At 70.1% G+C, this 26,560-nt stretch carries 25 protein-coding genes; 12 read left to right on the top strand and 13 right to left on the bottom strand.

Going from position 1 to position 26,560, the window contains the following annotated elements:
• The 5 genes from ABD205_RS22400 to ABD205_RS22380 are packed head-to-tail and all read right to left on the bottom strand — an operon-like array spanning position 1 to position 5,360.
• Complete coding sequence (locus tag ABD205_RS22400) at positions 1 to 1,278, bottom strand: cysteine desulfurase (RefSeq protein ID WP_344048827.1); 1,278 nt, start codon at positions 1,276 to 1,278, stop codon at positions 1 to 3.
• Positions 1,278 to 2,036, bottom strand: coding sequence for a Fe-S cluster assembly ATPase SufC (gene sufC, locus ABD205_RS22395; RefSeq protein ID WP_344048825.1), 759 nt, complete (start codon positions 2,034 to 2,036; stop codon positions 1,278 to 1,280). The genes ABD205_RS22400 and sufC overlap by 1 nt, the downstream gene beginning before the upstream one ends.
• Positions 2,033 to 3,241, bottom strand: coding sequence for a Fe-S cluster assembly protein SufD (gene sufD, locus ABD205_RS22390; protein ID WP_344048823.1), 1,209 nt, complete (start codon positions 3,239 to 3,241; stop codon positions 2,033 to 2,035). The genes sufC and sufD overlap by 4 nt, the downstream gene beginning before the upstream one ends.
• A complete protein-coding gene (gene sufB / locus ABD205_RS22385; RefSeq protein WP_344048821.1) occupies positions 3,238 to 4,656 on the bottom strand; it encodes a Fe-S cluster assembly protein SufB in 1,419 nt (472 codons plus the stop codon). Before sufB ends, sufD begins: the two co-directional genes overlap by 4 nt.
• On the bottom strand, positions 4,653 to 5,360 hold the full coding sequence (locus ABD205_RS22380; protein WP_344048819.1) for a helix-turn-helix transcriptional regulator: 708 nt from the start codon (positions 5,358 to 5,360) through the stop codon (positions 4,653 to 4,655). The genes sufB and ABD205_RS22380 overlap by 4 nt, the downstream gene beginning before the upstream one ends.
• Before the next feature lie 168 nt (positions 5,361 to 5,528).
• On the opposite strand from ABD205_RS22380, the gene ABD205_RS22375 reads away from it, so the two are divergent.
• From ABD205_RS22375 to ABD205_RS22355, 5 genes are all read left to right on the top strand, one after another.
• Positions 5,529 to 7,889 carry a xanthine dehydrogenase family protein molybdopterin-binding subunit gene (locus ABD205_RS22375; protein WP_344048817.1) on the top strand — a complete coding sequence of 787 codons (2,361 nt, stop codon included), beginning with the start codon at positions 5,529 to 5,531 and terminating at the stop codon, positions 7,887 to 7,889.
• 42 nt (positions 7,890 to 7,931) lie between these two features.
• Positions 7,932 to 8,873 (top strand): ABC transporter ATP-binding protein, encoded by a 942-nt coding sequence (locus tag ABD205_RS22370; protein WP_425573096.1) that lies wholly within the window; start codon positions 7,932 to 7,934, stop codon positions 8,871 to 8,873.
• Positions 8,870 to 9,649, top strand: a complete 780-nt coding sequence (locus ABD205_RS22365; RefSeq protein WP_344048815.1) for an ABC transporter permease — start codon at positions 8,870 to 8,872, stop codon at positions 9,647 to 9,649. Before ABD205_RS22370 ends, ABD205_RS22365 begins: the two co-directional genes overlap by 4 nt.
• Positions 9,646 to 10,530: a COX15/CtaA family protein gene (locus tag ABD205_RS22360; RefSeq protein ID WP_425573100.1), complete on the top strand. Its 885-nt coding sequence runs from the start codon at positions 9,646 to 9,648 to the stop codon at positions 10,528 to 10,530. The genes ABD205_RS22365 and ABD205_RS22360 overlap by 4 nt, the downstream gene beginning before the upstream one ends.
• 201 nt (positions 10,531 to 10,731) lie before the next feature.
• Positions 10,732 to 11,652, top strand: a complete 921-nt coding sequence (locus ABD205_RS22355) for a DUF559 domain-containing protein (protein ID WP_344048811.1) — start codon at positions 10,732 to 10,734, stop codon at positions 11,650 to 11,652.
• A gap of 162 nt (positions 11,653 to 11,814) precedes the next feature.
• On the opposite strand, the gene ABD205_RS22350 is transcribed toward ABD205_RS22355, so the two are convergent.
• Positions 11,815 to 12,759 carry a heme o synthase gene (locus ABD205_RS22350; protein WP_344048809.1) on the bottom strand — a complete coding sequence of 315 codons (945 nt, stop codon included), beginning with the start codon at positions 12,757 to 12,759 and terminating at the stop codon, positions 11,815 to 11,817.
• 150 nt (positions 12,760 to 12,909) lie between these two features.
• Between ABD205_RS22350 and tkt the strand changes: the two genes are divergently transcribed.
• The 7 genes from tkt (at position 12,910) to ABD205_RS22315 (ending at position 21,363) form a co-directional block, all read left to right on the top strand.
• The gene (gene tkt / locus ABD205_RS22345; RefSeq protein WP_425573099.1) at positions 12,910 to 14,946 is read left to right on the top strand and encodes a transketolase; all 2,037 of its coding nucleotides are present in this window, start codon (positions 12,910 to 12,912) and stop codon (positions 14,944 to 14,946) included.
• A 40-nt stretch (positions 14,947 to 14,986) separates the two neighbouring features.
• Positions 14,987 to 16,105, top strand: coding sequence for a transaldolase (gene tal, locus ABD205_RS22340; RefSeq protein ID WP_344048805.1), 1,119 nt, complete (start codon positions 14,987 to 14,989; stop codon positions 16,103 to 16,105).
• Positions 16,102 to 17,811 (top strand): glucose-6-phosphate isomerase, encoded by a 1,710-nt coding sequence (gene pgi / locus ABD205_RS22335; protein WP_344048803.1) that lies wholly within the window; start codon positions 16,102 to 16,104, stop codon positions 17,809 to 17,811. Before tal ends, pgi begins: the two co-directional genes overlap by 4 nt.
• On the top strand, positions 17,792 to 19,351 hold the full coding sequence (gene zwf, locus ABD205_RS22330; RefSeq protein WP_344048801.1) for a glucose-6-phosphate dehydrogenase: 1,560 nt from the start codon (positions 17,792 to 17,794) through the stop codon (positions 19,349 to 19,351). Before pgi ends, zwf begins: the two co-directional genes overlap by 20 nt.
• A complete protein-coding gene (locus ABD205_RS22325) occupies positions 19,348 to 20,271 on the top strand; it encodes a glucose-6-phosphate dehydrogenase assembly protein OpcA (protein ID WP_344048799.1) in 924 nt (307 codons plus the stop codon). The genes zwf and ABD205_RS22325 overlap by 4 nt, the downstream gene beginning before the upstream one ends.
• Positions 20,268 to 20,999, top strand: coding sequence for a 6-phosphogluconolactonase (pgl, locus tag ABD205_RS22320; protein ID WP_344048797.1), 732 nt, complete (start codon positions 20,268 to 20,270; stop codon positions 20,997 to 20,999). Before ABD205_RS22325 ends, pgl begins: the two co-directional genes overlap by 4 nt.
• An 82-nt stretch (positions 21,000 to 21,081) precedes the next feature.
• Positions 21,082 to 21,363, top strand: a complete 282-nt coding sequence (locus ABD205_RS22315; RefSeq protein WP_344048795.1) for a hypothetical protein — start codon at positions 21,082 to 21,084, stop codon at positions 21,361 to 21,363.
• Positions 21,364 to 21,428: 65 nt separating this feature from the next.
• Here the strand turns inward: ABD205_RS22315 and ABD205_RS22310 are convergent, their stop codons facing one another.
• The 7 genes from ABD205_RS22310 to whiA all read right to left on the bottom strand — a co-directional run bounded on the left by ABD205_RS22310 (position 21,429) and on the right by whiA (position 26,536).
• Positions 21,429 to 21,788 carry an RNA polymerase-binding protein RbpA gene (locus tag ABD205_RS22310; protein ID WP_344048793.1) on the bottom strand — a complete coding sequence of 120 codons (360 nt, stop codon included), beginning with the start codon at positions 21,786 to 21,788 and terminating at the stop codon, positions 21,429 to 21,431.
• 20 nt (positions 21,789 to 21,808) lie between these two features.
• Positions 21,809 to 22,039, bottom strand: a complete 231-nt coding sequence (gene secG, locus ABD205_RS22305; RefSeq protein WP_344048902.1) for a preprotein translocase subunit SecG — start codon at positions 22,037 to 22,039, stop codon at positions 21,809 to 21,811.
• Positions 22,040 to 22,072: 33 nt separating this feature from the next.
• Positions 22,073 to 22,867, bottom strand: a complete 795-nt coding sequence (tpiA, locus tag ABD205_RS22300; protein WP_344048791.1) for a triose-phosphate isomerase — start codon at positions 22,865 to 22,867, stop codon at positions 22,073 to 22,075.
• 3 nt (positions 22,868 to 22,870) lie between these two features.
• A complete protein-coding gene (locus tag ABD205_RS22295; protein WP_344048789.1) occupies positions 22,871 to 24,088 on the bottom strand; it encodes a phosphoglycerate kinase in 1,218 nt (405 codons plus the stop codon).
• 2 nt (positions 24,089 to 24,090) lie between these two features.
• Positions 24,091 to 25,089 carry a type I glyceraldehyde-3-phosphate dehydrogenase gene (gene gap / locus ABD205_RS22290; RefSeq protein ID WP_344048787.1) on the bottom strand — a complete coding sequence of 333 codons (999 nt, stop codon included), beginning with the start codon at positions 25,087 to 25,089 and terminating at the stop codon, positions 24,091 to 24,093.
• Positions 25,090 to 25,257: 168 nt separating this feature from the next.
• Complete coding sequence (locus tag ABD205_RS22285) at positions 25,258 to 25,410, bottom strand: hypothetical protein (RefSeq protein ID WP_344048785.1); 153 nt, start codon at positions 25,408 to 25,410, stop codon at positions 25,258 to 25,260.
• A 142-nt stretch (positions 25,411 to 25,552) separates the two neighbouring features.
• Positions 25,553 to 26,536 carry a DNA-binding protein WhiA gene (whiA, locus tag ABD205_RS22280; protein WP_344048783.1) on the bottom strand — a complete coding sequence of 328 codons (984 nt, stop codon included), beginning with the start codon at positions 26,534 to 26,536 and terminating at the stop codon, positions 25,553 to 25,555.
• Positions 26,537 to 26,560 lie beyond the last annotated feature (24 nt).

The raw sequence follows: 26,560 nt of genomic DNA, 5'->3' as shown, positions 1-26,560 counted from the left end.
TCACCCGTCCAACCGGAAGTAGGAGCGCGTGTATTCCAGCGCCTCGACGAGCGCGTCGATCTCCTCCGGCGTCGTGTAGAGGTACGACGACATCCGGCTCGAGCTCTGCACGCCGAACCGGGCGTGCGCCGGCTTCGCGCAGTGATGTCCCGCTCGGATGGCGACGCCGCGCGAGTCGACGACCTGCGCGATGTCGTGCGGGTGAACGCCGTCGAGCTCGAACGAGATCGCACCGCCCCGAAGCGCCGCGTCGAGGGGACCGAGGACGGTGAGGCCCTTGACGGTCCGCAGTCCGTCGAGCGCGTACCCGGTGATCGCCTGCTCGTGCGTGTGGATCGCGTCCATGCCGAGGTGGCCGAGGTAGGTCAGCGCGGCACCGAGACCGACAGCCTCGACGATCGGCGGGGTGCCGGCCTCGAACTTGTGCGGGATCCCGGCGTACGTCGACCGCTCCATGCGGACGGTCTCGATCATCTCGCCACCCCCGAGGAACGGGGGCAGCTGCTCGAGGACCTCTCGCCGACCCCAGAGCACGCCGATACCGGTCGGGCCGACCGTCTTGTGGCCGGTGAAGACCAGGAAGTCCGGCCGCTCCTCGGGCGTCATCGAGGCGAGGTCGATGGGCAGCTGCGGCGCCGCCTGGGAGGCGTCGACGACCACGAGCGCGCCCACGGCGTGCGCGCGGCGCGCGATCTCACCGATCGGGTTGATCGTGCCCAGCATGTTCGACACCCAGGTCAGCGTCACGACCTTGGTGCGCTCGGTGATCAGCTCGTCGATGTTCGACAGGTCGAGCAGACCGTCGTCGGTCAACCCGAACCAGCGCAGCGTCGCGCCCGTGCGCTCGGTGAGCAGCTGCCACGGCACGATGTTGGAGTGGTGCTCCATCTCCGTGGTGACGACGAGGTCGCCCTCCCCGACAGCGAGCGGTCCGCGCGCCCAGGCCAGCGTGTTGGACACCAGGTTGAGGGCCTCGGAGGCGTTCTTCGTGAAGATCACCTCGTCACGCTCGGGCGCGCCGATGAAGCGCGCGACCACGTCCCGGGCGGCCTCGAACGCCTCCGTCGACTCCGCGCCGAGGGCGTGCATGGCGCGGGCGACGTTCGCGTTGTGCCGCTCGAGGTGGTCGACCATCGTGTCGATCACGATCTGCGGCTTCTGCGAGGTGTTCGCGCTGTCGAGGTAGACCAGCGGCAGGCCGTCATGGACCGTGCGCTCGAGGATCGGGAAGTCCTTGCGGACCACCTCGAGCTCAGGCAGCAGGCCGGGGAGAGGCATCAGACCGCGGCCTTGAGGAAGCGGTCGTAGCCGTTGGCCTCCAGCTCCTCGGCGAGCTCGGGACCGCCGGACTCGGCGACGCGACCGTCGACGAAGACGTGCACGCGGTCCGGCTTCACGTAACGCAGGATGCGCGTGTAGTGGGTGATCAGCAGCACGCCCTTGTTCTCCCGCTCGCGGAAGGTGTTGATCCCCTCCGACACGACCTTGAGCGCGTCGATGTCGAGGCCGGAGTCGGTCTCGTCGAGGATCGCGACCTTCGGGTCGAGCAGCGCGAGCTGCGCCATCTCGTGGCGCTTCTTCTCGCCGCCGGAGAAGCCCTCGTTGACCGATCGCTGCGAGAACGTCGGGTCGAGGTTCATCTTCTCCAGGACAGCGTTGACGTCCTTCACCCAGGTGCGCAGCTTCGGCGCCTCGCCGTCGATCGCGGTCTTGGCGGTGCGGAGGAAGTTCGCGACGGACACGCCGGGCACCTCGACCGGGTACTGCATGGCCAGGAAGAGGCCCGCGCGGGCACGCTGGTCGACGGTCATGCCGAGCAGGTCCTCGCCGTCCAGGGTGACGCTGCCGCCGGTGATCGTGTACTTCGGGTGCCCGGCGATCGAGTAGGCCAGGGTCGACTTGCCGGACCCGTTCGGGCCCATGATCGCGTGGGTCTCGTCGTCGCCGATGGTCAGCGTGACGCCCTTGAGGATCTCCTTCGGACCGTCCTCGGTCTCGACGGAGACCTTCAGGTCCTTGATCTCGAGGGTGCTCATGCGTTCGTTGCTCCGTTCAGGTTCAGTACGTTCTTGGCCAGCTCGGCCTCGACGGTGGCGGTGAGCTTCTGCTCGAGCTGCGGCACGTCGATCCGGCGGATGAGGTCGTTGAAGAAGCCGTGCACGACGAGGCGTCGGGCCTCGGCCTCCGAGATGCCGCGCGAGCGCAGGTAGAACAGCTGCTCGTCGTCGAACCGGCCGGTCGCGGACGCGTGGCCGGCACCGGCGATCTCACCGGTCTCGATCTCCAGGTTGGGGACCGAGTCGGCCTGGCAGCCGTCGGTGAGGACGAGGTTGCGGTTCTCCTCGTACGTCTCGATGCCCTCGGCGACCTTGCGGATCAGGACGTTGCCGATCCACACGGTGTGCGCACCCTCACCCTGCAGCGCGCCCTTGTAGGTGACGTGCGACTTGGTCTTGGGGGCGGTGTGGTCGACGAACAGGCGGTGCTCGATGTGCTGGCCCGCGTCGGCGAAGTAGAGGCCGAGGAGCTCGGCCTCGCCGCCCGGGCCGGCATACTCGACCGTGGTGTCGTTGCGGACCACGTCGCCGCCGAAGGTGATGTCGACGTGCTTGAAGGAGGCGTCTCGGCCGACCTGGACGTGCCGGTGGCCGACGTGGACGGCGTCGTCCTCCCAGTCGTCGATCGAGACGAGGGTGAGCTGTGCGCCCTCGCCCACCACGACCTCCACGTCGTCGGCCAGCGTCGCGCTGCCCTCGAAGCGGAAGACGATCGTGGCCCGGGCGTGCGCTCCGACGGTCACGATCGCGTGGTGCGCGGTCGCGACCGAGGAGTCCTTGCCCGTCAGCGTGATGAACGCCGGCTGGTCGAGGACGGCCTCGGGAGCGACGTCGACCGCCCAGACCTTGCTCGCCTCGGCCCAGACGCGCGCGGCGATGCGGTCGGTCGGCACGAAGCCGCTCGACCCGCGTCGCGCGTCGTCCGCGCCGATCAGCTGCACGGTCACACCGGTCGGAAGGTCGGCCTCGGCGCCGACGCCGTCGCCGTCGAGCGGCGCGTCGGTGTGCAGGCCCTTGAGCCGCCGCAGCGGGGTGAACCGCCAGATCTCCTCCCGACCCGTCGGGACCGGGTGGTCATCGACGCGGAACGAGCCTTCCGGGTGGAGGTGGGACTCGACCCGGTCGAGCTCCAGGGACTCCTCCCAAGAATTGTGCGCAGTGCTGTCGAGGGTCGACGACGTCACCCGACGGCTCCTTCCATCTGCAGTTCGATCAGTCGGTTGAGCTCGAGCGCGTACTCCATCGGCAGCTCCTTGGCGATCGGCTCGACGAACCCGCGCACGATCATCGCCATCGCCTCGTCCTCGGCCATGCCGCGCGACATCAGGTAGAAGAGCTGGTCGTCGGAGACCTTCGAGACCGACGCCTCGTGACCCATGGACACGTCGTCCTCGCGGATGTCGACGTACGGGTAGGTGTCCGACCGGCTGATCTGGTCGACGAGCAGCGCGTCGCAGAGCACGTTCGACTTCGAGCCGTACGCACCCTCGTTGATCTGGATCAGCCCGCGGTACGACGTCCGGCCGCCGCCGCGCGCCACCGACTTGCTCAGGATGGAGCTGGAGGTGTGCGGTGCGGCGTGGACCATCTTGGCGCCGGCGTCCTGGTGCTGGCCCTCGCCGGCGAACGCGATGGAGAGCGTCTCGCCCTTGGCGTGCTCGCCCATCAGGTAGACGGCGGGGTACTTCATCGTCACCTTGGAGCCGATGTTGCCGTCGACCCACTCCATGGTCGCGCCGGCCTCGCACGTGGCGCGCTTCGTCACCAGGTTGTAGACGTTGTTCGACCAGTTCTGGATGGTCGTGTAGCGCACCCGGGCGTTCTTCTTGACGATGATCTCGACGACGGCCGAGTGCAGCGAGTCCGAGGAGTAGATCGGCGCCGTGCAGCCCTCGACGTAGTGAACGTAGGAGTCCTCGTCGGCGATGATCAGGGTCCGCTCGAACTGGCCCATGTTCTCGGTGTTGATCCGGAAGTAGGCCTGCAGCGGGATGTCGACGTGGACGCCCTTGGGCACGTAGATGAACGATCCGCCCGACCACACCGAGGTGTTGAGCGCGGCGAACTTGTTGTCACCGACCGGGATGACGGTGCCGAAGTACTCCCTGAACAGGTCCTCGTGCTCCCTCAGCGCGGTGTCGGTGTCGAGGAAGATCACGCCCTGCTGCTCGAGGTCCTCGCGGATCGAGTGGTAGACGACCTCGGACTCGTACTGCGCCGCGACGCCGGCCACCAGGCGCTGCTTCTCCGCCTCCGGGATGCCGAGCTTGTCGTAGGTGTTCTTGATGTCCTCGGGCAGGTCCTCCCACGAGGCCGCCTGCTTCTCCGAGGAGCGCACGAAGTACTTGATGTTGTCGAAGTCGATCGTGCTGAGGTCGGAGCCCCAGGTCGGCATCGGCTTGCGACCGAAGAGCTTCAGGCCCTTCAGGCGCAGGTCGAGCATCCACTGCGGCTCGCTCTTCTTCCCCGAGATGTCGCGCACGACGTGCTCGTTGAGACCACGTTGCGCGGAGGCGCCGGCGACGTCGGAGTCGGACCAGCCGAACTCGTAGCGACCGATGCCCTTCAGCTCGGGGTTCAGTTCTTCGATCGAGGTCATGCGGTGACCTGCTCCTTCATACTCGTCTTGCTCGAGACCTGGGCGGCGTGCGGGATGCAGGTGGTGCACACCCCGTCGCCGTGGGCGATGGTGGCCAGTCGTTGTACGTGGGTGCCGAGGACCTGGCTGATCGCCGCGGTCTCGGCCTCGCACAGCTGGGGGAACTCGTGGGCGACGTGGGAGACCGGGCAGTGCTGCTGGCACAGCTGCTCTCCCACGGCCTGCCCGTTGACGATCGGAAGCTCGCGGACGCTCGCCGCGTAGCCCGCGTCGGTGAAGACCCGGGCCAGCGCCTGCGCCGGCGAGAGCGACGGGTCTGCCGCGCTGACCGACTCGAAGCCCTGCTTGATGAACGCCGCGCGACGCTGGGCGAATTCCCGCACACCGGCCTCGCCCGCCGTCTCGGCGACGAAGCGCAGCGCGGAGACCGCCAGGTCGTCGTACTGCTGGTCGAAGCCCTCGCGCCCGTGCTCGGTGAGCGCGAAGAGCTTGGCCGGCCGCCCACGTCCGCGGTGCACGCCCGGGCGCGGGTCACGGGGCTCGACGGCACCTTCCTCGACCAGCAGGTCGAGGTGGCGTCGTACGGCGGCGGGGGTCAGCTCGAGCCGCTCGGCGAGCCCGGCCGCGGTGGACGGGCCGTTGACGAGGATCGACCGGACGACGCGCTCACGCGTCCGCCTGTCGGGGGCCTCATCGATTTTCACAACACTAGTGTGCGCTTAATGACGAGCACGCTTCAAGGAAGGTCACCCTTACCTGGTCCACCGCCCCCTCCGCTCCGGGTCCGACCGGAGAGGTTGTCCGCTCCCGATACGGTGCCCCTGTCATCACTGTGAGACGGATCACCACTCTCGGGAGACAGGGGATCGACCATGCCGGGATCGCTGCTGGGCACCGTCGTACGCCGGGTCGAGGACCCCGACCTGCTGGTCGGACGGTCGACCTTCGTCGACAACGAGCAGGGCCCCGATCTCCTGCACGCCGTGTTCGTGCGCAGCCCGTTCGCGCACGCGCGCGTCCTCTCGGTGGACACCGCCGACGCAGCGGCAGCGGCCGGTGTCGAGGCCGTCCTGACGGGCGCCGACCTCGCGGACAGGACGCTGCGCCCCTTCGCGATCGCCGACAAGCGGCTGGTGCGCCCGTTGCTCGCCCTCGACAAGGTGCGGTACGTCGGCGAGCCGGTCGCCCTCGTCGTCGCCCGGACCCGCGCCCAGGCCGTCGACGCCGCCGAGCTGGTGGAGGTCGACTACGACCCGCTGCCGGTCGTCGTCGACATGGAGGAGGCACTGGCCGACGGAGCGCCCCTCCAGTTCGACGACCTCGGCAGCAACGTCGCCGCGTCCCGCAAGGACGACGACCAGAGTGATCCGTGGCCCGCGGACGCCCGGGTCGTGCGCGTCAGGATCGAGAACCAGCGCGTCGCGACCGCACCCATGGAGGGCCACGCCATCCTGGTCCGGCCGCACCACGGCGACCACGACCTGTCGATCTGGCTCACGACCCAGCAGCCGCACATGGCACGCGACCAGCTCGCGGCCTGCGCCGGACTCCCCCGGGAACGGGTCCGGCTGGTCGCTCCGCATGTCGGCGGCGCGTTCGGTGGCAAGGCCGGCGCGAACGCCGAGCACGCCGCGGTCGTCGTCGCCGCCCAGCAGCTGGATCGGCCTGTGAAGTGGGCCGAGACGCGCAGCGAGTCCATGCTGTCGATGCACGGGCGTGGCCAGGTGCAGTACGCCGAGCTCGGGCTCGACGACGACGGCCGGATCCTCGGCATGAGGCTCCGGCTGGTCGGCGACTGCGGTGCTTACGGCGGCTTCGGCGGCACGTTCCCGCTCGGTGGCACCTACCTGATGAGCCAGGGCGTCTACGAGATCCCCCGGATCACGTACGCCGCCATCGCGTCGCTCACCAACACGGCGCCCGTCGGCGCCTTCCGAGGCGCCGGACGGCCGGAGGCGGCCGCGCTGATCGAGCGGCTCATGGACGTGGCGGCAGCCGAGCTCGGGCTCGCACCCGAGGAGATCCGGCGCCGCAACCTGATCCCGAAGGACGCCTTCCCGTACCGGACGGTGACGGGCGCCCGCTACGACGTGGGCGACTTCGACCTGCCGCTGCGAGAGGCGCTCAGGATCGCCGACGTCGACGCCGCGCGCGCCGAGCAGCGCCGCCGCCGGGAGGCAGGAGAGGTGAGACTGCTCGGGATCGGCATCGCGACGTACGTCGAGATCACGGGCTTCGCCGGCACCGAGTTCGGATCGGTCGAGGTGCACGCCGACGGCAGCGCGACGGTGAGCGCCGGGACGTCAGCGCACGGCCAGGGCCACGCCACGTCCTTCGCCATGATCGTCTCCGACAGGCTCGGCATCCCGATGGAGCGGATCAGCTTCGTCCAGTCCGACACCGCACGCGTGCGCAGCGGCGGCGGCACCGGAGGCTCGCGCTCCTTGCAGCTGGGCGGCAGCGCCATCGGGCGAGCGGCCGGCAAGGTCCTCGACCGCGCACGGGAGATCGCCGCGCGCCTGCTCGAGGCCAGCGGCGCCGACATCGAGGTGGTCGACGGCGGATTCGCGGTCCGTGGTGTCCCCGGTGCTGCCGTCGGGTGGGCAGAGGTGGCGGCGGAGGCGGCAGCCCAGGGCGTGGTCCTCGCGGACACGGACGACTTCCACTCCGAGGAGGCCACCTTCCCGTTCGGCTGCCACGTGTCGATCGTGGAGGTCGACACGGAGACAGGCCTGGTGACGCCGGTGCGGCACATCGCCGTCGACGACTGCGGACGCGTCCTGAACCCACTGCTCGTCGAGGGCCAGCAGCACGGCGGCGCGCTGCAGGGCATCTCGCAGGCGCTGTGGGAGCACTTCGTGTACGACGAGGACGGCAACCCGCTCTCCGCCACGTTCGCCGACTACACCATGCCGACCGCGGCCGACGCCATCTCGTTCGAGGTCTCCACCACCGAGACGCCGACGCCGTTGAACCCGCTCGGCGCCAAGGGCATCGGCGAGTCGGCCACGATCGGCTCGACCCCGGCGGTCCAGAACGCCGTCGTCGACGCGCTGTCGCACCTCGGCGTGCGCCACCTCGACATGCCGTGCACGCCCGAGCGCGTGTGGCGGGCGATCGAGCAGGCGCGGGCCGGCACCCTCCCCGATCCGTGGCGTGAGCCGCCCGCGGCGTTCGGGACGATCCCAGGAGATTCGGCCGGTGGCTCGAGCACCGAGAGCGCCGAGATCTGACCCGATTCCCGTCCGTGACCGGTCGGTTCCTAGACTGCTCGGGTGCCCGACGCTCCACCCCCTGCTGTCGAGGTCGACGGCCTGGTGATGCGGTACGGCGACAAGACCGCCGTCGACGGGCTCTCCCTCTCCGTCGTACGCGGTTCGATCACCGCCGTCCTCGGTCCCAACGGCGCCGGCAAGACCACCACGCTGGAGACCTGCGAGGGCTATCGCAGGCCACAGTCCGGCCGCGTCCGCGTGCTCGGGCTGGACCCGGTGGCCGACCGGCGTGAGCTTCTCCCCCGCATCGGCGTGATGCTGCAGGGCCAGGGTGCCTGGAGCGGCGTGCGGGCGATGGAGATGTTGCGACACATCGCGCGACTGCACGCCCACCCGCTCGACATCGGCATGCTCGCGGATCGTCTGGGGCTGGACGAGTGCGGGCGCACGCCGTACCGACGCCTCTCCGGCGGCCAGCAGCAGCGGCTCGGCCTGGCGATGGCGCTGGTCGGACGCCCCGAGATCGTGTTCGTCGACGAGCCGACGGCCGGGATGGACCCGGCCGCCCGTCGTACGACGTGGGACCTGCTGCGCGAGCTGCGCGAGGACGGTGTGACCGTCGTGCTGACCACCCACTACCTCGACGAGGCCGAGCAGCTGGCCGATCGGGTGCACATCATCGACCACGGCCGCCTGATCGCCTCGGGCTCCCCGCTCGAGCTGACGCGGGGCGGCGCTGCCGCCACGATCAGGCTCGTCGTCACCCGGCCGTTCCCACCGGGGGCCCCGGACTCGTTGCGCGCCGCGCTCGGTGCCCAGACCGAGGTGACCCAGCTCGACGAGCGCAGTCTCCTGGTGACCGGTCCGGCCGACAGCACCACGCTGGCGCGTGTGTCCCGGTGGTGCGAGGAGCAAGACGTTCTGCCCGAGTCCTTGACCCTCGGACGCCGCAGCCTCGAGGACGTGTTCCTGGAGCTGACCGGACGGGAGCTGCAGCCGTGACCACGGGCACCTTCACCCCGAAGCCGGCCGGTGCGCCGCTCCACCGGCAGGTGCTGGCGCAGGCGTCGATGGAGGCGCGGCTGATGCTGCGCAACGGTGAGCAGCTGCTGCTGGCGGTCGTCATCCCGGTCATCGTCCTCGTCGGCGCGGTCAAGGGCGGACAGCACCTGAGCCTCTCGCCGAAGGTCCTCGAGGGCCGCCCCCTGGTCGATCTCTTCACGCCGGGTGTGCTCGCGCTGGCGATCATGTCGACGTCGTTCACCTCCCTCGCGATCGCCACCGGCTTCGAGCGGCGCTACGGCGTCATCAAGCGCCTCGGAGCCTCTCCTCTCCCCCGCCTGGGACTGCTCGCCGGCAAGGTGCTGGCCCTGGTGCTCGTCGAGCTCGTCCAGCTCTTCGTCATCGGCGGCGTGGCCCAGCTGCTCGGCTGGACGCCCGAGGCGGGCGCCGTCGGGTTCCTCCTCGCGGTGGTGCTGGGCACGGCCGCGTTCGCATCGCTCGGACTGTTCGTGGCGGGAGTGCTGCGGGCAGAGGCGACCCTCGCCGCCGCGAACCTCATCTACCTGCTGCTCCTGGCCGGCGGCGCCGTCGTCCTCCCGGCGTCGGCGTACGGCGGCTTCGGCTCCTTCGCCGAGTGGCTGCCCTCCGGGGCGCTCGGCGAAGCCGTCCGGACCGCCTTCCTCGACGGCGCCGTCGCCCGGCGCGACCTCGGCGTGCTCCTCGGCTGGGCCGTCATCGGCTCCGCCCTCACCGCAAGGACCTTCACGTGGGAATGACCGTGTCCAGCACCGCTCGCATCGTCCGGCCGAGCCTCGTCCGGCCACTGGGCTGGGCGACGCTGATCGCGAACGTCGTGCTCGTCGTCACCGGCGGCGCGGTCCGTCTGACCGGATCCGGGCTCGGTTGCCCGACCTGGCCGCGCTGCACCGGCGAGTCGATGACGCCTCACGGCAACCTCAACATCCACTCGGCCATCGAGTTCGGCAACCGCACGCTGACGTTCGTCCTGACCGCCATCGCGATCGCCACGTTCGTCGCCGCGTGGCAGTCGGGGCGCCGTGACCTGCGCCTGCTGGCGCTGTGGATCGCGCTCGGGATCCCGGCTCAGGCCATCATCGGCGGCATCACGGTGCTCACCGATCTCAACCCCTGGATCGTCTCGCTGCACCTGCTGTGCTCCATGGCGATCATCGGGCTGTCCGTGCTGTTCCTGTGGCGGATCGACCACGCCGAGCTGCCGGTCGTCGGCGGACCTGTCGTGCGGCTCGCCTGGGCGACGTTCGGGGCTGCGTGGCTCGTCCTCTACGCCGGCACCGTCGTCACGGGCTCCGGCCCGCACGCCGGCGACGCCCACAGCCCTCGCAACGGTCTCTCGCCGCTGCAGGTGTCCCAGCTCCACGCGGACCTGGTCTTCCTCTTCATCGGCCTGACCGTCGGCCTCGTCTTCGCCGCCCTCGCCCTGCACGCACCGGCCGCGACCGTGCAGGCGGCCGTGATCCTGCTCGTCGTCGAGCTGGCCCAGAGCCTGATCGGCTTCGTGCAGTACTTCACCAACCTCCCCATCGTCCTCGTCGGCTTCCACATGCTCGGCGCGGCCCTCATCGCGGCCGCCGTCACCTGGGTGCTGCTCCGCATCCGGCAGCCCACCCTCACCTGACCCTCCCTCCCCCGAGACGTCAATCCCCACGGTCCGAGACGTCAATCCCCACGGCCCGAGACGTCAATCCCCACGGCCCGAGAGGTGATCCCTCAGCGGACCGGACCACTCGGCGCACACACCCCGACCCCGGAGCACTGGCTTCCACCGCCGACGATCAGCACCCCGCGGTCGTCCAGCCAGGGGCACGACCGTTGCCGCATGGACTCACGCAATCTGCCCATGGGGCCGTTCAGGCGGGACGACCTCAAAGCCCGCGGTCTCGGCTCGCACGCCATCGCCGAGCTCATCGAGACGCGGCGCATCCGCGAGCCGTTCCGCGGCGTGTACGTCGACTCGTGCCTCACCGACACGGTCGAGCTGCGCGCCGCCTGCCTCTCCTTCGTGGTCGACGAGCATCACGTCGTACGGGATCGGACCGCGGCCATCCTCCACGGCGTCGACGTGCTGACCCTCGCTGAGCAGGAGGTGCTGCCTGAGATCGAGTCGAGCGCGCGTGGCGGCCACGCCCGCACCCGTCGGCCAGGTGTCGCCGGCGGCACGCGCGACCTGCTCGACCGCGACGTCATGAGGATCGGAGGCATCTGGGTGACGACCCCGCTGCGAACCGCGCTCGACCTCGGCTGCAACCTGCGCCGGCGCGAGGCATATGCGGCTCTCAACGAGCTCGCCCGTCTGCACGGGCTCACGCGCGAGCAACTCCTCATCGAGCTTCCGCGATTCCGCGGCCGCCGTGGCGTCCGCCAGCTCCGCGAGTTGATCCCGCTGATCAACCCGCTCATCGAGTCGCCGAGGGAGAGCTGGGTCTACCTTGCTCTGCTCGACGCGGGACTGCCGGCGCCGGAGCCCCAGTTCTGGGTCGAGGACGACGGAGTCCCGACCTATCGCCTCGACTTCGCCTACCCCCACCACCGCGTCTGTGTGGAGTACGACGGCTTCGATGCCCACTTCTCCGCCCCGGATCAGGCGGTGCATGACGAGCGCCGACGGCAGTGGCTGCGCGACGAGGGCTGGACCGTCATCGTCGTGCGGTCAGGGGACTTCACGAGCGCGAGGCTCGACGACTGGCTGCGCCGCGTGCGCGAGGCGCTCGCCGATCGCTACAGCACCCGGCGGTGGTGACGGATTGACGTCTCGGACCGGACGGATCGACGTCTCGGACCGTGGGGATTGACGTCTCGGACCGTGGGGATCGACGTCTCGGACCGTGGGGATCGACGTCTCGGACCGTGGGGATTGACGTCTCGGACCGTGGGAATTGACGTCTCGGCGGGAGAGAGGCCGTCAGCGGGAGATCAGCGGGTCGAGAGCGACGGCGACGAAGAGCAGCGACAGGTAGAGGTTGCTGCTGTGGAAGAGGTGCATCGGGCGGATCACGGAGAGGTCCTCGGTGCCCCGCGCCCGCGCCAGGAGGCGGTAGGCCTGGACCAGGAAGACCGCGCCGAGGACGACCGCACAGGCCGTGTAGAAGACCCCGGTGCCCGCGACCGGCCACAGCAGGAGCGAGCACGCGACCATCACCCAGGAGTAGGCGACGATCTGCCGCGCGACGGCGCGGGCCGGCTTGACGACGGGCAGCATCGGCACGTCGACGTTCGCGTAGTCCTCGCGGTAGCGCAGTGCGAGCGCCCACGTGTGCGGCGGCGTCCAGAAGAAGACGACACCGAAGAGGACGACGGGCGCCCACGCCAGCGAGTCGGTCACAGCCGTCCAGCCGATCAGCGCCGGGAAGCAGCCGGCGATGCCGCCCCAGACGATGTTCTGCGTCGTCCGGCGCTTGAGGAGCATCGTGTAGACGAAGACGTAGAACGCGTTCGCGGTCACGGACAGGACAGCCGAGAGTGGGTTGACGAACGCCCAGAGCACGACGGTCGAGACGATCCCGAGGACCGTGCCGAACACGAGCGCGGAGCGCGGCGACACGATGTGCCGGGGCAGTGCACGCCGGCGCGTCCGGCGCATCTGCTCGTCGATGTCGCGGTCGTAGACGCAGTTGAACACCGACGCCGAGCCCGCCGACAGCGTGCCACCCACGACGGTCGCGAGGACCAGTCCGAGGGAAGGGACGCCGCGAGCGGCGAAGAACATCACCGGTACCGTCGTCAGGAGGAGCAGCTCGATGACTCGAGGCTTGGTGAGACCGACGTACGCCGCCACCACGTCTCGCACGGTCGCCCCACCGGTTTCCTGGCGTTGGACGCGGGGAACCTGCTGGTCGACGTAGGTCACGTGCTGAGTCTAACGCCGGGCATGAGTAGGCTCGGAAATGGCCGAAGGGCCTACCTGCACCATCGCGAGAGGAAGCCTGTGAACACCACCACCGAGCTCGACTGGACCGATCTCGACAAGAAGGCGGTCGACACCGTCCGCGTCCTGGCGATGGACGCGGTGCAGAAGGTGGGGAACGGACACCCCGGTACGGCGATGAGCCTGGCGCCCGCCGCGTACCTGCTGTTCCAGAAGGTCATGCGGCACGACCCCGCGGACCCGAACTGGATGTCGCGCGACCGGTTCGTCCTGAGCGCCGGACACAGCTCGATCACGCTCTACATCCAGCTCTACCTGGGCGGCTTCGGGCTCGGGCTCGACGACCTCAAGAGCCTGCGAACCTGGGGCTCCAAGACCCCCGGCCACCCGGAGCTCGGCCACACGGCGGGCGTCGAGGTGACCACCGGCCCGCTCGGCCAGGGTGTGGGCAACGCGATCGGCATGGCGATGGCCGCCCGTCGCGAGCGCGGCCTGCTGGACCCGACCGCCGCCGAGGGCGACTCGCTCTTCGACCACCACGTCTACGCCATCTGCTCGGACGGCGACCTGGAGGAGGGCGTCAGCGGCGAGGCCTCGAGCATCGCCGGCACCCAGGAGCTCGGCAACCTCACGATGATCTACGACGCCAACCGGATCTCGATCGAGGGTGACACCGACGTCGCGTTCACCGAGGACGTCGCGAAGCGCTACGAGGCGTACGGCTGGCACGTCCAGACCGTCGACTGGACGCACGACATGACGACGTACGAGGAGGACGTGCCCGCCCTCTTCGAGGCGATCAAGGCCGCCGAGGCGGAGACCGGCAAGCCGTCCCTCATCGTCCTGCGCACGATCATCGCGTGGCCCGCCCCGAAGGCCCAGGGCACCGGCAAGGCGCACGGCTCGGCGCTCGGTGTCGACGAGGTCGCCGCCACGAAGAAGATCCTCGGCTTCGACCCGGAGCAGACCTTCGAGGTCCCCGACGACGTCCTCGCCCACACGCGCGGCCTTCTGGAGCGCGGCAAGGCGTGGGGCGCCGAGTGGGACAAGCGGTACGACGACTGGGCCGCCGCGAACGCCGACAAGGCCGAGATCCTCCGCCGGATGAAGGACCGCGCCGTCCCCGACGGCGTCGCCGAGGCTCTGCCGACGTTCGACGCCGACGAGAAGGGCATCGCCACTCGCGCGGCCTTCGGCAAGACGCTCAACGCCGTCGCCGACCTGATGCCCGAGCTGTGGGGTGGCTCCGCCGACCTGGCCGAGTCCAACAACACCACCATCGAGGGCGCCAAGTCGTTCATCCCGAAGGAGCGCTCCACCAACCTGTGGGAGGGCGACCCGCTCGAGGGTCGGGTGCTGCACTTCGGCATCCGCGAGCACGGCATGGGCGCGATCATGAACGGCATCGCCGTCCACGGTGGCACCCGCGTCTTCGGCGGCACCTTCCTGACCTTCTCCGACTACATGCGCGGCTCCGTGCGGGTGGCCTCGCTGATGCAGGCCCCGGTCATCTACATCTGGACCCACGACTCGATCGGGCTCGGCGAGGACGGCCCGACCCACCAGCCGGTCGAGCACCTGTGGGCGCTGCGCGGCATCCCCGGCCTCGACATCGTGCGTCCGGGTGACGCCAACGAGGTCGCGGCGGCGTGGCTGCAGATCCTGCACAACTCCGACCGCCCTGCCGGCTTCATCCTCAGCCGCCAGGCCATGCCCACGTTCCCGCGGGGCGAGCAGGGCTTCGCCACGACCGAGAACGTCGGCAAGGGCGGCTACGTCCTGGTCGAGGCCGACGGCGGCCAGCCCGACGTCATCCTCATCGGCACGGGCTCCGAGGTGCAGCTCGCGGTCAAGGCACGCGAGCAGCTCAAGGAGGAGGGCGTCAACGCCCGCGTCGTCTCGATGCCGTCGATCGAGTGGTTCGAGCAGCAGACCCAGGCCTACCGCGACGAGGTGCTCCCGCCGACCGTCAAGGCCCGTGTCAGCGTCGAGGCCGGCATCCGGCAGGGCTGGCGCGAGTACGTCGGCGACGCCGGCCGGATGGTCAGCCTCGAGCACTACGGCGCCTCGGCCGACGCGGCCCGCGTCTTCAAGGAGTTCGGCTTCACCGCCGATGCCGTGGCCCAGGCCGCCAAGGACAGCATCCAGGCCGCGGCCAAGCAGGCGTAGCCCTCCAAGCGCTTTCCACCAACGATCCGAAGGAGAAACCGTGACTACTCAGAGCGATCGTCTCGAGGCGCTGGCCGACGCCGGCGTGTCCATCTGGCTCGACGACCTGTCCCGTGAGCGCATCGAGACCGGCAACCTCGCCGAGCTCGTCAAGGAGAAGTCGGTGGTCGGCGTCACGACCAACCCGACCATCTTCGCCGCGGCCATCGCGAACGGCGAGCGCTACGACGACCAGGTCCGCCGCCTGGTCGCGGACGGCGCCGACGTCGACAAGGTCATCTTCGAGCTGACGACCGAGGACGTCCGCAACGCCTGCGACATCATGGCGCCCGTCGCGCAGGCCACCAAGGACGACGGCCGGGTGTCCATCGAGGTCGAGCCGACCCTGGCGAACGAGACGCAGCCGACCATCGACAGCGCGAAGGCTCTGTGGGCAGCGGTCGACCGGCCGAACGTCCTCATCAAGATCCCCGCCACCCTGGAGGGTCTGCCGGCCATCACCGCTGCCATCGCGGAGGGCATCAGCGTCAACGTCACGCTGATCTTCTCGACCGAGCGCTACGGCCAGGTCATGGACGCCTACCTGACCGGTCTCGAGCAGGCCAGGGAGGCCGGCGTCGACCTCTCGACCATCCGCTCCGTCGCGTCCTTCTTCGTCAGCCGCGTCGACACCGAGATCGACGCCCGGCTGGACAAGATCGGGACCGACGAGGCGCTGGCGCTGCGCGGCAAGGCCGCGGTCGCCAACGCACGGCTCGCGTACGCCGCCTTCGAGGAGGTCTTCTCCTCGGACCGGTGGAAGGCGCTCGAGTCCGCAGGCGCCCACGCGCAGCGTCCCCTGTGGGCCTCGACCGGTGTCAAGAACCCGGCGTACCCGGACACGCTGTACGTCACCGACCTCGTGGTCGCCGACACGGTGAACACGATGCCGGAGAAGACGATGAACGCCTTCGCCGACCACGGTGAGCTCCGGGGCGACCAGGTCACGGGGAGGTCGGGCGAGGCGCACACCCTCTTCGACCAGATCGCGGCCGCCGGTGTCGACCTCGACGACGTCTTCCTGACGCTCGAGACCGAGGGCGTCGACAAGTTCAAGGCCTCGTGGATCGAGCTGGTGGACACCGTCAAGGGGCAGATGGCGCAGGCGGCCCAGGCGTGACGACTGGGGGCTCGGCCGGGCCGGTCGATCCGACGACGACCGGGGCCTGGCACCGACTGGCCGCGCTGGCCGAAGGGTTCTCCCCCGACCTGCGCGGCTGGTTCGCGGCCGATCCTGGCCGGGCAGCGCGTCTGACCTACGACGCGGCCGACCTCCACGTCGACCTCTCGAAGGGCCTCGTCGACGACCAGGTCCTCGCGGCACTCCTGGCGCTCGCCGACGAGGTCGGCCTCGCCCAGCGCCGGGAGGCGATGTTCCGCGGCGAGCACGTCAACGTGACCGAGGACCGCGCCGTGCTCCACACGGCTCTCCGGCTGCCGGCCGACGCGTCACTGGTGGTCGACGGCACTGACGTCGTGCCTCAGGTGCACGCGGTCCTCGAGCGGGTCTACGACTTCGCCGACCGTGTGCGCTCCGGCGCGTGGACCGGTGTCACCGGCGAACGGATCCGCACGGTCGTCAACATCGGGATCGGCGGCTCCGACCTCGGCCCGGTGATGGCGTACGAGGCGCTCGCGGCCTACCGCGCTCTGCCCGACGGCGAGGGCGAGATCGAATGCCGGTTCATCAGCAACATCGACCCGACCGATGCGGCGACCAAGCTCGCCGGCCTCGACCCGGCGACCACCCTCTTCATCGTCTCCAGCAAGACCTTCGGGACGCTCGAGACCCTCACGAACGCCCGACTCTGCAAGGCCTGGCTCCTCGAACACCTGGCTGACGGCGGTTCCGCGGGGTTCGACGAGAAGGAGGCGATCGAGAAGCACTTCGTCGCCGTCTCCACCGCCCTCGACAAGGTCGCGGCGTTCGGCATCGACCCGGCGAACGCGTTCGGTTTCTGGGACTGGGTGGGCGGCCGCTACTCGGTCGACTCGGCGATCGGCACGTCCCTGGTCGTCGCCATCGGCCCCGAGAGGTTCGCCGAGTTCCTGGCCGGCATGCACGCCATGGACGAGCACTTCCGCACCGCCGAGACGTCCACGAACGTGCCCGCGCTGATGGGCCTGCTCAACATCTGGTACGCCGACTTCCTCGGCGCCCAGACGCACGCGGTGCTGCCCTACTCCCAGCTGCTGCACCGCTTCCCGGCGTACCTCCAGCAGCTGACGATGGAGTCCAACGGCAAGGGCGTGCGCTCGGACGGCACGCCGGTGACCACGCAGACCGGCGAGGTGTTCTGGGGAGAGCCGGGCACCAACGGCCAGCACGCGTTCTACCAGCTGATCCACCAGGGCACGCGGCTGATCCCGGCCGACTTCATCGCGTTCGCCAACCCGGCGTACCCGCTGCAGGACGTCCATGACGGGCAGAGCGTCGACGTCCACGAGCTGTTCCTCGCCAACTTCCTCGCCCAGACCCGTGCGCTCGCCTTCGGCAAGACGGCCGAGGAGGTGCGCGCGGAGGGGACTCCGGAGGCGATCGTCCCGGCCCGGGTCTTCACCGGCAACCGGCCGACGGCGTCGATCATGGCGGCGGACCTGACGCCGTCGGTCCTCGGCCAGCTGATCGCGCTGTACGAGCACATCACCTTCACCGAGGGCGCGGTGTGGGGCATCGACAGCTTCGACCAGTGGGGCGTCGAGCTCGGCAAGCAGCTCGCCATGCAGATCAGCCCGGCCGTCGCCGGCGACGCCGAGGTGGCGGCCGAGCAGGACCCCTCCACACGCGGACTGATCGACTTCTACCGTGCCCACCGGCGGCGGTGACGGCGGGGTGACGTCGAACCCGCTGCGCGTCCCGCAGGACCGACGGCTGCCTCGGATCGCGGGCCCGTGCGGCCTCGTGCTGTTCGGGGTGACCGGCGACCTGTCGCGCAAGAAGGTCATGCCGGCGATCTACGACCTCGCCAACCGCGGCCTGCTCCCACCGGGCTTCGCCCTGACCGGCTTCGCACGGCGCGACTGGGCCGACCAGGACTTCGCGCAAGTCGTCCACGACGCGGTCAAGCAGCACTCGCGCACCGAGTTCCGGGAGGAGGTGTGGAAGCAGCTCTCCGAGGGTTTCCGGTTCGTGCCGGGCGACTTCGACGACGACGTCGCCTTCGACCGGCTGCGTCGGACCATCGAGGAGCTCGACCAGGTCCGCGGCACCGGCGGCAACCACGCCTTCTACCTCGCGATCCCGCCGCGGTTCTTCGGTGACGTCGTCGGTCAGCTCAAGGAGCACGGCCTGGCCGGCGCGACCGCTGACACCTGGCGGCGCGTCGTCGTGGAGAAGCCGTTCGGCCACGACCTGGCCAGCGCGCAGGAACTCAACGGTCTCCTCGACAGCGCTTTCCCGGACGGCTCCGTCTTCCGGATCGACCACTACCTGGGCAAGGAGACGGTCCAGAACATCCTGGCCTTCCGCTTCGCCAACACGATGTTCGAGCCGATCTGGAACAGCAACTACGTCGACCACGTCCAGATCACCATGGCCGAGGACGTCGGCATCGGCGGCCGGGCCGGCTACTACGACGGGATCGGCGCCGCTCGCGACGTCATCCAGAACCACCTCATGCAGCTGATGGCTCTGGTCGCGATGGAGGAGCCCACCTCCTTCGACGCGGCGGCGCTGCGGATCGAGAAGCAGAAGGTGCTCGCGTCCGTCGTCCTCCCCCGCGACCTGTCCCGCCACACCGCCCGGGGCCAGTACGCCGCGGGCTGGGCCGGTGGCGAGAAGGTGCTCGGCTTCCGGCAGGAGGACGGCATCGACCCGAAGTCGACCACCGAGACGTTCGCCGCCGTGAAGCTGGGGATCGACTCGCGGCGCTGGGCCGGCGTGCCGTTCTACCTGCGCACCGGCAAGCGGCTCGGCCGGAGGGTGACGGAGGTGGCGGTCGTCTTCAAGCGTGCTCCCCACCTGCCGTTCGGCGCCTCCTCGACCGAGGAGCTCACCCAGAACGCCCTCGTCATCCGGATCCAGCCCGACGAGGGCATCACGACCCGCTTCGGCTCGAAGGTGCCGGGCACCGCGATGGAGATCCGGGACGTCAACATGGACTTCGCGTACGGCGGCTCGTTCACGGAGTCCTCGCCGGAGGCCTACGAGCGGCTCATCCTCGACATGCTGCTCGGTGACCCACCGCTCTTCCCGCGTCATGAGGAGGTCGAGCTGTCGTGGCGCATCCTGGATCCCGTGCTCGATCACTGGGCGGACCGCGACGACTCCGGGCGGGGCCCTGACGACTATGCGTCGGGAGGCTGGGGTCCGGCCTCCGCCGACGAGATGCTCGCCCGCGACGGGCGCACCTGGAGGCGCCCGTGATCACCATCGAGCAGACCAACGCGGCCGGGATCGCGGCCGAGCTCGTGCGGGCCCGCCGACACGCAGGATCACCCGCTATGGGCATGGTGCTGACCCTTGTCATCGTCGTCGAGGAGGAGTACGCCGACGCCGCGCTCGACCAGACCCGCCAGGCGTCCCGGGAGCACCCGGCGCGGGTGCTCGCCGTCGTGCTCGGCGACAAGCGTGGCCACGGCACGGTGAACGCCGCCGTGGGCATCGGCAACGGCTGGGGCGGCGAGACGGCACTCATCAGGCTGACCGGCGAGGTAGCGAAGCATCCCGAGTCGGTCGTGCTCCCGTTGCTGCTCCCCGACTCCCCCGTCGTCATCTGGTGGCCGCACGACGCGCCGGCCGACCCGGCCGGCGACCCGCTCGGGAGGCTCGCCCAGCGTCGCATCACCGACAGCGCCTCGGTCGGACGGAACCGCTCGCGACTGCTGCGGGAGCGGTGCGACCTGCACGCCCCGGGCAACACCGATCTCGCGTGGACCCGGCTGACACCGTGGCGCGCGCTTCTGGCGGCGGCGCTCGACCAGCACCCCGTCAAGGTCACCGGCGCGTCCGTCTCCTCGGAGCGCGCCAATCCGAGCGCCGACCTGCTGGTCGCCTGGCTCGAGGACAGGCTCCGCGTGCCCGTCGCGCGTCGCGCCTCGGACGGTCCCGGCATCACCCAGGTCACCCTGGACACCGCCGCAGGCCCGATCCGCATCGCTCGCCCGGACGGGCGGCTCGCGACGTTCACGACCCCGGGACGCCCCGATCGCCCGATCGCGCTCAAACGGCGTGACGTGCCCGAGCTCCTCGCCGAGGAGCTGCGTCGTCTCGACGAGGACGAGGTCTACGCCGCCACGGCCCGGCGGCTCGCCCATCCACGCCCGACCAGGAAGAAGGCCCGATGACTCAGGACGATGCCCGCGTCGAGGTGCACGAGGACGCCGCGGCGCTGTCGACGGCCGTGGCCGGCGAGCTGCTCAGCCGGATCGCTGATCTGCAGGCGGCCGGCGACGTGCCGCACGTCGTGCTGACGGGTGGCACGATCGCCGAGAAGATCCACCACGAGATCACCCGGCTCGCGCCGGAGTCAGGCGTCGACTGGGGGGCCGTGGAGCTCTGGTTCGGCGACGAGCGCTTCGTCGCGCCCGACTCCCCCGACCGCAATGTCGCGCAGGCGCGGGCCGCGTTCATCGACGCGGTCGGAGTTCCGCCCCACCGCGTCCACGAGATGGCGTCGACGGCCGACGCCGCCGACGTCGAGGAGGGCGCCCGGGCCTACGAGGCGGAGCTGGAGCAGCACGGCCCCGAGGTCTTCGACATCCTCATGCTGGGGGCGGGTCCCGACGGGCACATCGCGTCGCTGTTCCCGGGCTTCGCACAGCTCGACGTGTCGGACCGCGCCGCGGTCGGCGTCACGGGTTCACCGAAGCCGCCTCCGGAGCGGATCAGCCTCACCTACCCGCGGCTCAACAGGTCCGCCTCGGTGTGGTTCCTCGTCTCGGGCAGCGGCAAGGCGGACGCCGTCGCGGCCGCCCTCGGCGGTCGGGACCTCCACGAGATCCCCGCCTCCGGCGTGACGGGCCGGGACGAGACGATCTGGTTCCTCGACCGGGAGAGCGCCTCGGGGCTCTGACGGTTCCGCTCAAGACCTCGCTCCGAGCGCCGATGGGAAGACGCAACGGTGGCCCGACAGCCGAGACGCGAGGTAGACACCAGTGAGCACGCACCGCACGCGGGACGCCCATATCGACGCCGAGATCACCGCCCAGCGGATGGGGCGGGTCGAGGCGTGCACGTGGGCCTCGCCTGCCGTCCTGGACGTCCTGGCTGAGTACGCAGCCGACCTGCGCGCCTCGATCCCGCTCTCGGTCGGGCTCGACCGGATCAGGCGGGCCATCGAGGCCGACCGTGCCGACCGTGCCGACCGTGCCGACCGTGCCGACCGCGTCGTGGACGAGCCTGCGAGCCGCGACAAGACCGTCCGGCTCGTGTCCTGAACCGAGAAGGGCCGCCACCCCAGCGGGGTGACGGCCCTTTCGTCGTCGATGAAGCGCTGCAGGCGTCAGAAGATGATGTCGCCCGACTTCCGACGTGACCGGAGCAGCTGGATCGCCTCATCGAGGATCACCTGCGCCTCGGCGTCGCTGCGACGCTCCTTCACGTAAGCGAGATGCGTCTTGTACGGCTCGATCTTCGGCGCCGGCGGCGGGTTGTCGGAGTCCAGGCTCGCGGGCAGCCCACACTTCGGGCAGTCCCACGAGTCCGGGGCCGTCGCCTCGACGGCGAACGTCACCACCGATCGATGCTCGTGCGCACAGAAGTAGGTGACCGCCTTGCGCGGAGCAGCCTCGCCCCGCTCGGCCTCACCCATCGGACCGGCCCCGACCCGGCTACCCCGGATCGCGTTGCCACCACCAGCCACGTTCGTCCCTTTCGGATTTCTCAGTAGGCCTTGAGCAGGCCGAGCGCGATGACAGAGGCGAACCAGATGACGCCGATGCCAACCGTCAGCCTGTCCAGGTTTCGTTCGGCGACCGAGGAGCCTCCGAGCGAGCTCGAGACGCCGCCGCCGAACATGTCGGACAGCCCGCCGCCGCGACCCTTGTGGAGCAGCACCAGCAGGATCATCAGCGCGCTCGCGATGAGCAGGACGATGGTGAAGAGCAATTCCAGCACGAGGGGATCCTACGTCACGTACGTCGCTGCTCAGAGCATCGGCATGGCATAGAACCGGCAGATCGCGGCGAACTCGTCCACCTGCAGGCTCGCCCCTCCCACGAGCGCGCCGTCGATGTCGGGCTGCGCCATGATCGCTGCCACGTTCGATGCCTTGACCGAGCCGCCGTACTGGATGCGCACCGACGACGCGACGTCCTCGCCGTGCGCCTGGCGGACCTGGGCCCGGATGCCGGCGCAGACCTCCTGCGCGTCCTCCGCGGTCGCGACCTCACCGGTGCCGATCGCCCAGATCGGCTCGTAGGCGATGACCAGGCCCGCGACCTGCTCGCTGGTCAGACCGTCGAGCGAGCGGGCGACCTGGTCGGTCGTGTACCGGACGTGCTCGCCCTCCTGCCGGATGTGCAGGCCCTCGCCGACGCAGACGATCGGAGTGAGACCGTGCTTGAGGGCCTGACGCGCCTTGAGCGCGACCCACTCGTCGGTCTCGCCGTAGTTCTCGCGCCGCTCGGAGTGTCCGACGATCACGTAGCTGCAGCCCAGCTTCGCCAGCATCGCCCCGGAGATCTCGCCCGTGTAGGCGCCCTCGTCGTGGTTGGACAGGTTCTGCGCGCCGTACTTGACGTGGAGCCGGTCGCCGTCGACGAGCGTCTGGACGGAGCGGATGTCGGTGTACGGCGGGAAGATCGCCACCTCGACCTGGCCGAAGTCGTGACGCTTGTCGGACAACGTCCACGCCAGCTTCTGGACCAGCACCACCGCTTCCTGGTGGTTGAGGTTCATCTTCCAGTTCCCCGCCATCAGCGGGGTGCGCTTCGCGGCCATGGCTCAGTCCTCCAGGACCGTGATGCCGGGGAGCTCTTTGCCCTCGAGGAACTCGAGGCTCGCGCCACCGCCGGTGGAGATGTGACCGAACGCGTCCTCGTCGAAGCCGAGGGCCCGCACCGCGGCCGCGGAGTCGCCGCCACCGACGACCGACAGCCCGTCGATCTCGGTGAGTGCTTGCGCGACCGCGCGGGTGCCCTCCGCGAAGGCAGCATGCTCGAAGACGCCCATCGGGCCGTTCCAGAAGACCGTCTTGGCGGGCCGGATCGCGTCGGCGAACGCAGCCCCGGACTCCGGGCCGATGTCGAGGCCGAGAGCGTCGGCCTGGATCTCGGTGGCCGGGACCACGCGTGCCGACGCGTCGTCGCCGAAGCTGTCGGCGACGACGATGTCGGTCGGCAGGAGGATCTCGACGCCCGACTGCTCCGCTCGCTCGAGGTAGCCGAGCACCGTCTGGACCTGGTCCTCCTCCAGCAGGCTCTTGCCGACCTCGAGACCCTGCGCCTTGAGGAACGTGAAGACCATGCCACCACCGATCAGCAGCTTGTCGGCCTTGCCGAGGAGGTTGTCGATCACGCCGAGCTTGTCGGAGACCTTGGAGCCGCCGAGCACGACCACGTAGGGCCGCTCCGGTGCCTCGGTCAGGCGCCGGAGGACATCGATCTCGGCGGCAACGAGGCCGCCCATGGCGTGGGGCAGCCTCTGGGCGACGTCGTAGACCGACGCCTGCTTGCGGTGCACGACGCCGAAACCGTCGGAGACGAAGGCGTCGGCGAGCGCCGCGAGCTCGTCGGCGAACGCACCCCGTACGGCGTCGTCCTTCGACGTCTCGCCGGCGTTGAAGCGGACGTTCTCCAGCAGCGCCACCTGCCCGTCGGCGAGCTTGGCCACGGTCTCCCGGGCGGACGCCCCGACAGTGTCGGTCGCGAAGGCGACCGGCGCACCGAGCAGCTCGCCGAGCCGCTCGGCGACCGGCGCCAACGAGTACTTCGCGTCGGGCGCACCGGCGGGACGGCCGAGGTGGGCGGTCACGATCACGCGGGCACCGGCATCGGCCAGCGCCCGGATCGTGGGCACCGACGCGCGGATGCGGCCGTCGTCACCGATCGCGCCGTCGTTGAGCGGCACGTTCAGGTCGGACCGCACGAGGACCCGCTTGCCGGAGACGCTCTGCAGGAACTCGGGGCTGAGCTCGCCCTGGTCGTTCAACGTCGAGGCCAACGTCAGAGCGTCTTGCCGATGTAGTCGATCAGGTCCGCGAGGCGGTTGGAGTAGCCCCACTCGTTGTCGTACCAGCCCGCGACCTTCACCTGGTTGCCGATGACCTTGGTCAGCGGGGCGTCGAAGATGCAGGACGCCGGGTCGGTCACGATGTCGGACGAGACGATCGGGTCGGTGGAGTAGCGCAGGATGCGGCCGTCGGCGGCAGCCTTGACGATCTCGTTGATCTCCTCGACCGAGGTCTCACGGGAAGCCTCGAACGACAGGTCGGTGAGCGAGCCGGTCGGCACCGGGACGCGCAGGGCGTAGCCGTCGAGCTTGCCCTTGAGCTCGGGCAGGACCAGGCCGATGGCCTTGGCGGCGCCGGTCGAGGTCGGGACGACGTTGAGCGCGGCGGCGCGGGCGCGACGCAGGTCCTTGTGGATGTTGTCCTGGAGGTTCTGGTCCGCGGTGTAGGCGTGGACCGTCGTCATCAGGCCCTTGTTGATGCCGATGCCGTCGTTGAGCGCCTTCGCCATCGGGGCGAGGCAGTTGGTGGTGCAGGAGGCGTTGGACACGACCGTGTGCTGCTCGGGGTCGTAGATGCCCTCGTTGACGCCCATGACGATCGTGGCGTCCTCGTTGCTGGCCGGCGCCGAGATGATGACCTTCTTGGCGCCCCCACCGTCGACGTGGGCACGGGCCTTGGTGGCGTCGGTGAAGAAGCCGGTCGACTCGACGACCACGTCGACACCGAGGTCGGCCCACTTCAGCGCGGCGGGGTCGCGCTCCTCGAACGCCTTGATCTCCTTGCCGCCGACGATGATCGCGTCGTTCGTGGACTCGACGCTCGCGTCGAGACGACCCAGGATCGAGTCGAAGGTCAGCAGGTGCGCGAGCGTCGCGTTGTTGGTCAGGTCGTTGATGCCGACGACCTCGATGTCGAGGCCCGACGCACGTACGGCGCGGAAGAAGTTGCGGCCGATGCGGCCGAAGCCGTTGATGCCTACGCGAACGGTCACTGCTACTCCTGGAGTCTGAGGCGCGTTTAGTCACGCCTTCGAAACGGACGGCCACGACCCTACCCACTACCTGCCTGTAGAGGGACCGCTGGTCTCGTGACCCGGTCGGTTGTGACGATCCAACCGGGCGGATGCGACGCGACTCACATCACCCGATCCCGAGGCCGCTCAGGCCGCGAGCGCGATCGATCCCGGCATGACCGTCGGCTCGCAGTCGCAGGTGTCGCTGCAGGCGAGGAAGGTGTGGACGGGGTGCCCGCAATGGGGGCACGGAAGGTCGTGCGACAGGTGCGTCTGGATGGTCTGGGCGGTGTCCCACATGGCCGTCCCTCCGTCGGATCCGATGGGGTGCTGATGGACCCATCGTCTCGTCGACCACCGACATTCCTCGTCGGCCAGGACCCTGGGAGAACCCCCGAGGATCCCCGGCTCGCCCCCGCCGAGCAACCCCGTGTGCCGCGGGTCAGTCGTCGGCGAGCATGTCGGGGGTCAGCACGGCCTCGGTGTCGGGGATGCCCAGCTCCTCCGCACGCTTGTCGGCCATGGCCAGCAGGCGCCGGATCCGGCCGGCGATGGCGTCCTTCGTGAGCGCCGGGTCGTGCAGCTGGCCGAGCTCCTCGAGCGAGGCCTGCTTGTGCTCGAGCCGCAGGCTGCCGGCCTGGCGAAGGTGGTCGGGGATCTCCTCGCCGAGGATCTCCAGCGCCCGCTCGACGCGCGCTCCGGCGGCGACGGCCGCGCGGGCGGATCGGCGCAGGTTGGCGTCGTCGAAGTTGGCGAGCCGGTTGGCGGTGGCGCGGACCTCCCGGCGCATCCGGCGCTCCTCCCAGGCCATCAGGGACTCGTGCGCCCCGAGCCGGGTGAGCAGCTGACCGATGGCGTCGCCGTCCCGGATGACGACCCGGTCGACGCCGCGTACCTCTCGCGCCTTGGCCTGGATGCCGAGGCGACGGGCCACGCCGGTCAGGGCCAGCGCGGCCTCCGACCCGGGGCAGGTCACCTCGAGGGACGACGACCGGCCGGGCTCGGTGAGAGACCCGTGGGCCAGGAAGGCGCCACGCCAGGCTGCCACGGCGTCGCACGCGGCGCCGGCGACGACAGCGGGCGGGAGCCCACGGACCGGACGCCCACGCTGGTCGAGCAGGCCGGTCTGCCGAGCGAGCGCCTCACCCTCGCGCGTGACGCGGACGATGTAGCGACTCCCCTTGCGGATGCCGTTGGCCTGGACGATCGTCACCTCGGCGTGGTGGCCGTAGACGTCCGCGATGTCACGACGCAGCCGGCGTGCAGCCGCTCCCGTGTCGAGCTCGGCCTCGACGACGATGCGCCCGTTGACGATGTGGAGACCCCCCGCGAAGCGGAGCGTGGAGGCCACCTCGGCCTTGCGGCAACAGGTCTTGGTGATCTGCGTGGCCGAGAGCTCCGCCTTGACCTGTCCCGTCATCGCCATAGGTGCGATCCTTTCACGCGCGTC

Origin of the sequence: Nocardioides panacihumi (assembly GCF_039530925.1) — a bacterium.
Classification (GTDB): domain Bacteria; phylum Actinomycetota; class Actinomycetes; order Propionibacteriales; family Nocardioidaceae; genus Nocardioides; species Nocardioides panacihumi.
The sequence above is the reverse complement of the archived record's forward strand: the minus strand, read 5'-3'. Positions and strand labels throughout refer to the sequence as shown.